This is a genomic window from Protofrankia sp. CiP1_Cm_nod3, from assembly GCF_982290655.1.
Genome location: NZ_CEVIVD010000031.1, coordinates 1,850 through 11,802, shown reverse-complemented (window position 1 = coordinate 11,802; position 9,953 = coordinate 1,850). Strand labels below are relative to the sequence as shown.

At 69.8% G+C, this 9,953-nt stretch carries 11 protein-coding genes; 8 read left to right on the top strand and 3 right to left on the bottom strand.

Annotated elements, in window-relative coordinates:
* From cobU to AC5LUJ_RS08670, 3 genes are all read left to right on the top strand, one after another.
* Positions 1-516, top strand: a 516-nt coding sequence (gene cobU, locus AC5LUJ_RS08680) for a bifunctional adenosylcobinamide kinase/adenosylcobinamide-phosphate guanylyltransferase (RefSeq protein WP_493464752.1), incomplete at its 5' end; no start/stop codon positions are given.
* Between the two features lie 23 nt (positions 517-539).
* Entirely contained in the window at positions 540-737 is a 198-nt protein-coding gene (locus AC5LUJ_RS08675) for a hypothetical protein (RefSeq protein ID WP_250285811.1), read from the top strand.
* Positions 728-1,162, top strand: coding sequence for a type II toxin-antitoxin system VapC family toxin (locus tag AC5LUJ_RS08670; protein WP_250285812.1), 435 nt, complete (start codon positions 728-730; stop codon positions 1,160-1,162). Before AC5LUJ_RS08675 ends, AC5LUJ_RS08670 begins: the two co-directional genes overlap by 10 nt.
* A gap of 52 nt (positions 1,163-1,214) precedes the next feature.
* Here the strand turns inward: AC5LUJ_RS08670 and AC5LUJ_RS08665 are convergent, their stop codons facing one another.
* Complete coding sequence (locus AC5LUJ_RS08665; RefSeq protein WP_250285813.1) at positions 1,215-1,763, bottom strand: nucleoside deaminase; 549 nt, start codon at positions 1,761-1,763, stop codon at positions 1,215-1,217.
* A 216-nt stretch (positions 1,764-1,979) separates the two neighbouring features.
* Here AC5LUJ_RS08665 and AC5LUJ_RS08660 point away from each other — a divergent pair, with 216 nt between their 5' ends.
* The gene (locus AC5LUJ_RS08660; RefSeq protein WP_493464751.1) at positions 1,980-3,827 is read left to right on the top strand and encodes a DUF5635 domain-containing protein; all 1,848 of its coding nucleotides are present in this window, start codon (positions 1,980-1,982) and stop codon (positions 3,825-3,827) included.
* A 90-nt stretch (positions 3,828-3,917) separates the two neighbouring features.
* On the opposite strand, the gene AC5LUJ_RS08655 is transcribed toward AC5LUJ_RS08660, so the two are convergent.
* Positions 3,918-4,241, bottom strand: coding sequence for a DMT family transporter (locus tag AC5LUJ_RS08655; RefSeq protein WP_250285960.1), 324 nt, complete (start codon positions 4,239-4,241; stop codon positions 3,918-3,920).
* Positions 4,242-4,412: 171 nt separating this feature from the next.
* Here AC5LUJ_RS08655 and AC5LUJ_RS08650 point away from each other — a divergent pair, with 171 nt between their 5' ends.
* The 3 genes from AC5LUJ_RS08650 to AC5LUJ_RS08640 all read left to right on the top strand — a co-directional run bounded on the left by AC5LUJ_RS08650 (position 4,413) and on the right by AC5LUJ_RS08640 (position 8,003).
* Positions 4,413-4,703, top strand: coding sequence for a response regulator transcription factor (locus AC5LUJ_RS08650; RefSeq protein WP_250285962.1), 291 nt, complete (start codon positions 4,413-4,415; stop codon positions 4,701-4,703).
* 656 nt (positions 4,704-5,359) lie between these two features.
* Positions 5,360-6,556, top strand: a complete 1,197-nt coding sequence (locus AC5LUJ_RS08645; RefSeq protein ID WP_250285964.1) for an LLM class flavin-dependent oxidoreductase — start codon at positions 5,360-5,362, stop codon at positions 6,554-6,556.
* A 73-nt stretch (positions 6,557-6,629) separates the two neighbouring features.
* Positions 6,630-8,003, top strand: a complete 1,374-nt coding sequence (locus AC5LUJ_RS08640) for an NtaA/DmoA family FMN-dependent monooxygenase (protein WP_493464750.1) — start codon at positions 6,630-6,632, stop codon at positions 8,001-8,003.
* 186 nt (positions 8,004-8,189) lie between these two features.
* On the opposite strand, the gene tyrS is transcribed toward AC5LUJ_RS08640, so the two are convergent.
* The gene (gene tyrS / locus AC5LUJ_RS08635) at positions 8,190-9,587 is read right to left on the bottom strand and encodes a tyrosine--tRNA ligase (RefSeq protein ID WP_250285966.1); all 1,398 of its coding nucleotides are present in this window, start codon (positions 9,585-9,587) and stop codon (positions 8,190-8,192) included.
* 169 nt (positions 9,588-9,756) lie between these two features.
* Here tyrS and AC5LUJ_RS08630 point away from each other — a divergent pair.
* On the top strand, positions 9,757-9,953 hold a 197-nt coding region (locus AC5LUJ_RS08630; protein ID WP_250285967.1), incomplete at its 3' end, for a helix-turn-helix domain-containing protein.

Genomic DNA, 9,953 nt, shown 5'->3' with positions numbered 1-9,953 from the left:
CCCCGGCCCTACCGCGTCCTGATCACCGGGGGTGCCCGGTCGGGGAAGTCCGCGGAAGCCGAGCGGCGGCTCGCCGCCTGGCCGGAGGTGCTCTACGTGGCCACGGCAGGCCCGGTTCCGCCGGACGACGCCGACTGGGCGGCGCGGGTGGCCGCCCACCGCACCCGCCGGCCGGCGCACTGGACGACGCTGGAGACCGCCGACCTGCCACCGCTGCTGCGCGCGGACGGCCCGCCGCTGCTGATCGACTGCCTCACCCTGTGGCTAACCGCCCACCTGGGCGAGGAGCCCCCGGCCGGGGAATGGCCCGCCGGGCTCCGGGAGCTGGTGGCCGCCTGGCGGGACACCCGCCGGCACGTGATCGCGGTGACCAACGAGGCCGGCTCCGGGATCGTGCCGGCGACCGCGCTCGGACGCCGCTTCCGCGACGCCCTCGGCCGCATCAACGCCGCGGTCGCGGCCGAATCCGACGAGGTCTGGCACGTCGTCGCCGGCATCCCCACCCGTCTGCGCTGACCCGGGTGAAAGCCGGAGAGGCGGTGGAGGTCACCGAACGTGGAAGAGCGGTCGCCATCCTCGTACCGTACGAAGCGGTCTCGGGCCACCAGCGTCTCGTCGATTCCGGCGACCTCGCTCCCGGCAGCCAGGGCATCCTGGATATCGAACCGGTGACCGCGGGTACCGGGATCCGGTTGTCGGACGAGCTCGCCGCACTGCGCGACGAGGAGTGGAGATAACGCTGATCTATCTTGATAGCAGCGCCCTCACGAAACTCGTCATTGCCGAGAGCGAGAGCCTACGGATCTGGCTCGCCGGGCACGCGGAGCGCAGGTTCGTCAGCAGCGCGCTGGTTCGCACCGAGTTACGGCGTGCGGTTCTCCGCATCACCGACCGTCCTGACGTCAGCCGGCCCCAGGCTCAGGCCATAGCCGGTACCGCAACAGCACTTCTACGGAAGCTCGACCAGATCAGGTTGGGCTATCCGCTGCTGGACCGGGCCGGCCAGCATCCGCCTGCGCGGCTGCGCAGCCTTGACGCGATCCACCTGGTTACCGCCGCGAGCCTCGGCCCGGACCTGCATGCCATGGTGGCTTATGATCATCGTCTTCTCGACGCCGCCCGCGACCTCGGCATAGCAGTCGCATCCCCCGGCATGTCGTGATCTGTTGTGCTCGTATGTTCTCGCATCATGCTGGCAGTGCCGGGCCACCCGGTCAGCCGCGTCCAAGTGGCTGGCGCGGGCCCTGGCGCGGGTCGGGACGGCGGCTGAGCAGCGCGTCGCATTCGGCCTTGAGGACTTCGGGGATGACCTCGACGAAGTGGTTCAGCCGCGGGTCGCGCACGAGATCCCACTGGGAGCAGACGGCGCCGTCGCGTTCGTCCCACGAGCCGATGACCAGCCGGGGCACCCGGGCGAGGACAACGGCGCCGGCCGCCATCACGCCGGGCTCGAGCGTGGTCACAAGGGTGCAGCCGTCGAGTTTCCATGTTCCGAGCGCGCGCCCAGCCCGCCGGAGCACGGTGATCTCCGCGTGGGCGGTCGGGTCGGCCGTCCGCTGCCGGTCGTGGTGCGCGGCGGCGATCTCCCGCCCGTCCGGGCCGTAGAGCACCGCTCCGACGGGCGGGTCGCCGGCCCCCGGGTCCGGCAGCGCCCGCGCCATCTCCAGGGCACGGCGCATCCACGGCTCGTACCTCCTCGCGACCACCCCCAGCCGCGCCGATTCCGTCCGCACGAGATCTGGCTGCACGAGATCTGGCTGCACGGAATCCGATTATCCTCCCCTCGTCAGGTCGCCAGCCCGCCGCGCGCACCTGCTCCATGTTCCGGTCATCCGCCATGCTCTGGTCGTCCGCCCGGCCGGCGGTATGCGATCGCGGGCGGCAGAGCCACCAGAAACCCACGGGCAATCTCATGATCGTTCCTGGACGATCTTGCAAACCAGTACCCGTACGATGCCTGAGCCGTTCAGTATTTGTTTATGATCTCCCTAAACAAGTACTGGACGCTGAGGGGCGCGAACGTGTCACTGTTCGACGTACATGGCGATCTTGTGGAAACGCGTGCCCGTCTGCGGACACAGGTCGACGAGATCCTTGCCGCGCTGGAGTCAGGCCAGCTACCACGCCCGCACGAGCGGGAGCAGGTGGACCTCAAGGAGGAGGCCGGCCGGCGCGGCCGCCACGGTGGCGTCCTGCCCGGTGAACGCCAGAATCCGCAGGCGGTGGAACAACTGGCACGCGAGGTCCCCTGCATGGCGAACACCCCCGGCGGGGGCGCTCTCATCCTCGGCGTGGACGACACCGGCCGGGTTCCCGGCACCGAGCTGGACGTCGAATGGCTCCGCCACCGCATCTTCGAGCGCGTCGACATCGCCCCGGCCATCGAGCACAGACACCTGCGAGGCGAACGAATCCTCGTCCTGTATGTAGCCGAGACCCGTGAACCGGTCGAGGATCCCGACCGCAGGATCCGATGGCGGGTCGGCGATCACTGCGTTCCGATGGACCGCTCCGAGTGGTGGCTACACCGGCAGGAGCGGGCCGGGCTGGACGTGATGGCCGCGGCGACCGGCCGGACGATCGCGGACATCGCTCCCGGTGCCCTGCTCATGGCCCGCCGCTATCTCGCCGGGAGCGACGGCGGCGATACTGACGAGAGCGCCGAGGTGTCGGACGCCGAACTGCTGCGGCGGCTCGGCGTCCTGCGCCCGGACGGCGCGCTGACCCAGGCCGGTGTGCTCGTCTTCTGCCCGGCGTCACGGACGCTGATCGAACTGAGCCGGCTCGACGTGCCCGGCGGTGATGTTCTCAACCCGCCGGACGACCGGACGGGCGCGGCACTCCTCGAACAGCTCGCCGCGGTTGAGAACGATCTGCGCGCGTTCAACAGCGTGACCACCGTCCGGCGGGGCTTCGCCGAGATCCCGACGCGGCGGATCCCCTCGCGTTCCGTCCGTGAAGCCCTGCTCAACGCGGTCGTGCACCGGGACTGGATGCGTCCGGAGCCGGTCGTCGTCACCTGGTTCGACCATGACACCGTCATCGAGGTCGACAGCCCCGGCGGCTTTGCCGGCGGGATCACCGAGGACACCGTCCTTTCCCGCAGGTATGCCCGCTACCCGGCCCTGTCGGATCTCTTCCGCGCGCTACGGCTGGTGGAGAAGCAGGGCGTCGGCGTGGACCGCATGTACCGGGAAATGATCTCACTTGGTCACCGGCCGCCACGGATCACCGAGCTGGCCGGCCCGGACGTACGGACCCGGCTGGCCGGCGGCGCGCCGGTCCTGCCGATCATGTCCCTGATGGAGTCGGTCCAGCCGTCCGCGCGCCGACGCGACGTACGGATCGCCGTGGTTCTCCACGAGCTGCTGCACCGCCCCTTCCTCACCGTCGAGGACGCGGCGCGCGCTCTTCAGACCGACCCGGACGACGCGCGGGATGCCCTCGAGGCCATCTGTACCGCCCAAATAGACGGCAACACCATCATCGACCGCTACAAGGACGTCTGGATGCTCTCCGCCGCTGTCTTCCGCCGGCTGGAAGGCGATCCGGACACGATCGGGGAACTGGCCGGGCGTGGGCTGCTGACCTACCGGCGGCCTGGTCGCGGTGCCGCCCGGGACGTCATCGCCTCCTGGCTCGCCGCCCATGAACGCATCACCAGCGGTGACTACGCAGCCCTGACCGGCCTCACCACGGCCGGGGCGAACCGCGCGCTCGACCGGCTCGTCCCGGACCTGCTCGTCCGCGGCTCCAGCAGCGGGCGCAACGCCCACTACATCGCGGCGCGAACACGCACGGAAGTGCCAGCGGCGCACGGGGAATAAATGAAGGACGCTCCGCCCTGCCGGTGGACAGGCTCGGATACGCGGTCCCGCGCGCACGGGCACCGCCGTTCAGCGGACGGGCACCGCCGTTCAGTGGGCACCGCCGAGGTTGAGTACGATCACGCCAGCGATGATCAGCGTCACGCCGAGGACCTTCGCGACGGTGACCGACTCGTTCAGGCCGACTATCCCGATCACGACGACCAGCGCGGTGCCCAGGCCGGCCCAGATGGCGTAGCCGACCCCGACCCGCATGCCCTTCTCGACCGCCTGGGCGAGCGCGACGAACGCGAGACCGTAGGCGGCAAGGCAGCCCACGGTCGGCCACAGCCGGGTGAAGCCGTCCGTGCTCCTGATCAGGCTGGTCCCCAGGACCTCCGTCACGATGGCCAGTCCGAGGAACACGTAAGCCATGGTCAGCACCTCCTGCCTGGTATGTCCGTACTGGACAGACAAGCCCGGGCCGCGGGCCGGCGGTGGCGACCGGCGCGGCCACGGAGGCGATGTCCCCGGGCCGATGGCGCCTCCGGCCATGTTCTGAAATCGGTCGCCGACCGTGACCTCGTCGAAGCCTGCCGGGCCACCATGCGCGGCGAGCCCTTTCTCTGTCCCGGCGCGGTCAACGCCCTCATCCGCAATTATCTCGACCGGATCCGTGAGGGCGGCGGCATCCCTGAGCGGGCCATCACCGAGCGCGAGGAGGAGATTCTCAGGCTCGTGGCCGAGGGAGACAGCTCGCAGGAGATCGCCGGCCTGCTCTTCGTCAGTGTCAAGACGGTCGAACGCCACCGCGCCAACCTGCTGCAGAAACTCGGCATGAAGGACCGGCTGGAGCTCACCCGGTACGCGATCCGGGTCGGCCTGATCAAGCCGTGACCCGGCTTTACCGCGCGAGACCCGGCTTTGCCACGGCCGGCTCGTATCCCGCCCCGCCCCGGGGCTTCCGGCGCGCACCGGACAGGCCGGCGGGAACACACGGGCCCGGTTGCCGGCGGCGCGCCGGTTCCGCCGGCCATGCCGCTGGCGGAACCGCTCCAGCCCGGCGCCTGCTGGACAGGCACGGGCAGGCGGTCCCGCGTGGGCAGCCACGGCGATCCGGTACGGCGACGTCATTGCGCCGCGCGCGGCCCTCGGTTACGGTCTAATCGTGGCGCTGACGGGTGCACTGCTGAAGGGTGCACTGTCGGCGGATGCGCCGCCAACAAGTTCACTGGTGGTGACCAGCGTATCGGCGGCGGATGCACCGGCGATGAGGAGAACATTCGCCGCCCGCAGATACCTCGACTTCTCCCGGCTGGCCAGTTCCCTCTGTTGCCGCTGACAAAGCGTCAGCCGATCATCCACCGGTACGGCACCGTACGGTGATACCGGGCCCGCCCGTATGTCGTTCATATCGTTTTCCGTCACGAGCGATCGCGCTCTGATTTTCCGTGCCCGGCGCCCGCTGATCCACGGCGTCGACGAGAAATCCCGTTGAACAGCGCAGCGGAAACAACGACAGAAATGAAGACCGGAAGGGGACGACACGTCCGATGCCCGCGCTCTCTTCACTGCATCTCGCCGTCGCGCTGGACGGTACCGGCTGGCATCCCGCGGCCTGGCGGGAGCCACGGGCCCGCCCGCTCGAGCTGTTCACCCCGCGCTACTGGGTCGACCTGGTCTCCGAGGCCGAGCGCGGTCTGCTCGACTTCGTCACCATCGAGGACGCCCTCGGCGTGCAGTCCTCCCGCTTCGACGGGCCGGACGGGCGGACCGACCAGGTGCGCGGCCGCCTGGACGCGGTGCTGATCGCCTCCCGGGTCGCGCCGCTGACGACGCACATCGGGCTCGTCCCGACCGCGACCGTCACCCACACCGAGCCGTTCCACGTCTCGAAGGCGATCGCGACCCTCGACTACGTCAGCACCGGCCGGGCCGGCTGGCGGGCGCAGCTGTCGCATCCCGGTGAGAACTCCCATTTCGGCCGCCGCGACATCTCCCGTCTCCGGTTCGAGGACTACGCGACACCCGAGGGCCAGGCGCTGGTCGCCGAGTACTTCGAGGAGGCCGGCGACTTCGTCGAGGTGGTCCGCCGGCTGTGGGACAGCTGGGAGGACGGCGCGGAGATCCGCGACACCGCCACCGGGCGGTTCGTCGACCGCGAGAAACTGCACTACATCGATTTCAAGGGCCGGTGGTTCAGCGTCCGCGGCCCGTCGATCGTGCCGCGGCCGCCGCAGGGGCAGCCGCTGGTCACCGCGCTCGCGCACAACACGCTGCCCTACCGGTTCGGCGCCCGCTCGGCCGACGTCGTCTATGTGACCCCGCGGGACGCCGACGACGCGCGCGCGACCGTCGAGGAGATCCGGGCCGAGCAGCACGCCGCCGGCCGGGCGGAGAACGTGCACGTCTTCGGTGATCTCGTCGTCTTCCTCGACACCGCCGCGACGGCGGCGAACGACCGCCGCAAGCGCCTGGACGAGCTGGCCGGCGGCGAGTACAGCAGCGACGCGCTGGTGTTCACCGGCACCCCTGCCGAACTCGCCGACCTGCTGCGGGACTGGCAGCGCGCGGGCCTGTCCGGCTTCCGGCTGCGGCCCGGGACGATCCCGCACGACCTGGAGGCGATCACCCGCGCGCTGGTCCCGGAGCTCCAGCGGCGCGGCGTGTTCCGCACCGCCTACGAGGCGGACACGCTACGTGCCCTGCTCGGGCTGCCCAGACCCGCCAACCGCTACGCCGCCGCCTGACGACCCGCCGGCCGGCCCGCCGACCCGCCGACCCGCCGGCCGAGCCGGCATCGAACGCCTGGAGCGTCACGTTATGAGCAAGCCCCGCAAGCAGATCATCCTCGGTGCCTACCTCGGCGGCGTGAACCATCACACGGTGTGGTCCGACCCGGCCGCCGGCAGCCAGATCGCGTTCTCCTCGTTCCAGCACCTGGCCCGGACCGCCGAGCGCGGCAGGTTCGACTTCTTCTTCCTCGCCGAAGGCCTGATCCTGCGCGAACGGCTCGGCCTAATCTTCGACCAGGACATCGTCGGCCGGCCGGACACCCTGCCGGTGCTCGCCGCGCTGGCCGCGGTGACCGAACACCTCGGCCTCGTCGGCACCATCAACGCCACCTTCAACGAGCCGTATGAACTGGCCCGGCAGCTCGCCTCGCTGGACCACCTCTCCGGCGGACGGGCCGGCTGGAACGTGGTGACCTCCTTCGACGCCTTCACCGGGCAGAACTTCCGCCGCGGCGGCTTCCTGGACCGCGACGACCGCTACATCCGCGCGGGCGAGTTCCTCGCCACCGCCCGGAAGCTCTGGGACTCCTGGCCCGCCGACGCCGTGGTGGCCGACAGGAGCAGCGGACGGTTCGTCCGCGACGACAGCGTGGGCGCGTTCAGCCAGCACGGCGAGCAGTTCGACATCTCCGGGCACTTCAACGTCCCGCGCAGCCCCCAGGGCCGCCCGGTCATCCTGCAGGCCGGGGTGTCCCCGCAGGGCCGGGACTTCGCCGCCGGCAGCGCGGACGCGATCTTCTCCCCCTACCGCCACCTGCCCGAGGCGCGCGAGTTCTACCAGGACATCCAGGCCCGGGCGCTGCGCCAGGGCCGCCCGGCCGGCTCGGTCAGGCTGCTGCCCTCGGCGTCGTTCGTGCTCGGCGACACGCAGGCCGACGCCGTCGAACGGCACCGGGAGATCACCCGGACGCAGGTCAGCGGCCGGACGGCGCAGATCCTGCTCGAGACCGTCTGGAACCGTGACCTCTCCGGCTACGACCCCGACGGCCCGCTGCCGGACGTCGGCCCCGACCCGGACGCCCCCCTGGTGATCCAGGGCCGGGCCCGCCTGGCCCAGGACCCGTACGAGACCGTGGCCGGCTGGCGGGCACTGGCCGAGGCGAACAGCTACTCACTGCGTGAGCTGGCCATCCACCTCTTCAGCCGCACCGAGTTCATCGGCACGCCGACGCAGGTGGCCGACCGCATCGACTCCTTCGTCCAGAACGACGGCTCGGACGGCTTCATCCTCGGCTCCCACCTGACCCCCACCGGCCTGGACGAGTTCGTCGACAAGGTGGTGCCACTCCTGCAGGAACGCGGCTCCCTACGTACCGAATACACCGGCACAACCCTGCGCGACAACCTCGGCCTCCCCACCCCCAGCACCTCTGCCTCTGCCTCTGCCTCTGCCGCGGCCTGAGACACCCGAGACGCGGCAGAGCGGCACCGGGCAGAATGATGACCGCTCCGGCCGGCACCACGGCTACGGGTTTCGAGTGGTTCTGGCTCGGTAGCCGGCTTTGGCGACGCTCCATATGACGTCGATATCGCCGTCATGGCAGCTGACTCCGATAAGGTAGTCATCCATCACGACGGCGATATCGGATCAGGCGGTGGTGATGACGCGTGCGAGCTTGCGGCCGACCTTGAGGTAGAGGTCGCCGAGCTGGCCATCGAACTTGTCCTTGACCAGGGTGGCCAGCGGTTCGCGAGTTTCGTCGGCGCTCAGCGTCACCTGCTCCTGGCCCCCCTCCGACTCGACCACGAGGCGCAGACCGTTCTGCTGGGCGACGCGGCGGACATCGCCGTTGCTCCTGGCGAAGCCCAGGGCCTTGATGACCTCGGTCACGGGCTGGCTGAGGTCGGCGATCGTGGGCAGGTCTTCGACCTCACCGAAGGTGCGCCTGGAGAAGCGGGCGGCAAACTCCTCGCGAGCCTTCATCGCCGCGTCGACGCCGTGGATGGCGGCGGTGACCTCCCCGGCGAGGATCTTCTTCAGGTCCATCGGGTGCAGCGTCCCGGCCTCCACCCGCTCGCTGGTGATGGCGAGTTCGGGGTCCAGCCATTCCGACAGCGCCTGGAAGTAGGGCTCTACGAGCCGGTCGGGTACCGACATGATCTTACCGAAGATCTCGCCAGCTGGGGCGGTCAGCGGCACGTAGTTGCCTTTGGACTTGCTCATCTTGGCCCCGGTGCCGTCCGTGCCTTCGATGAGCGAGGTGGCGACCACGAGTTCGGGCGTCTGACCGCAGATGTCCATGACCTTGCGGCACATCTGCATGTTGAGGAACTGGTCGATGCCGCCGACCTCGAGGTCGCAGCTGGTCTCCACGGAGTCCAGCGCCATCACGACCGAGTACATCAGCTCGGCCAGCGACAGGCCCTGTCCCAGCTCGAGGCGCTTGCGGAAGTCCTCACGCTGTAGCGGCATCGACACCGGGATCTGCGAGATGATCTCGATGATCTCCGGCAGGGTGATCTGTCGCAGCCAGTCGCCGTTGTGGCGGAACTGGGCGCGGTCGAAGTCGAAGAACGGAGTGACCTGCTGGCGGTAGGTGGCGAGGTTGCGGACGATGTCCTCGTCGGTCAGGGCGGGGCGATCGTCAGAGCGGCCTGACGGGTCGCCGATCTTGGCGGTCATGTCCCCGACGATGAACACGACCTGGTGGCCCATGCGCTGGAAGCGGCTGAGGATGAGCATGGGCACCGAGTGCCCGAGGTGCACCTCGGCTCCGGTCGGGTCGATGCCGAACTTGGCGACGAACCGACGGCCCTTCCTGTCGGCGGCGATGATCCGCTCAGCCAGCGCGTCGGCGGAAGGCTGAAGCTCCTGCGAGCGGGCGGCGATCAGGGCGGCCTGCTCGGCCGGGGCCAGGTCCGACAGATCCAGGCCGCGGCGCCGCGTGGTCTCGGTCAGCAGCTCGCGCACGGTGGCGTCGGCCGCAAGGTCCGCGCCGTTCAGCAGGGCGGTGGCGCGGTCAACGGACTGGCTCAGTCGGGTCATCAACGCTCTCCTGGAAACTGGATGTCCACACATGCTATTGGGCCGTCGCGAGCCGATTCCTCTTGGTCAACGTGGCCACAGGCCGATCAGGTCGATATCACCGTCGTGGCAGTTGACTCCGATAAGGTAGTCGTCTATCGTGACGGCGATATCGGAGTCAGGCGGGGTCATGGCGTACACGGGGAAGGTCACGAGCGCCGAGTCACTGGGGCGCATCCTGCAGCAGGCCAGGCTGCTCGCCGGGCTGAGCCAGCGTGAGCTCGCCCGTCGGCTGGGCACCACGCAGAAGTACATCTGGGAGCTTGAGGCCGGCAAGCCATCCATCGTGATGGACCGCCTCTTCGCCGCCATGCGCGAGACCGGCAT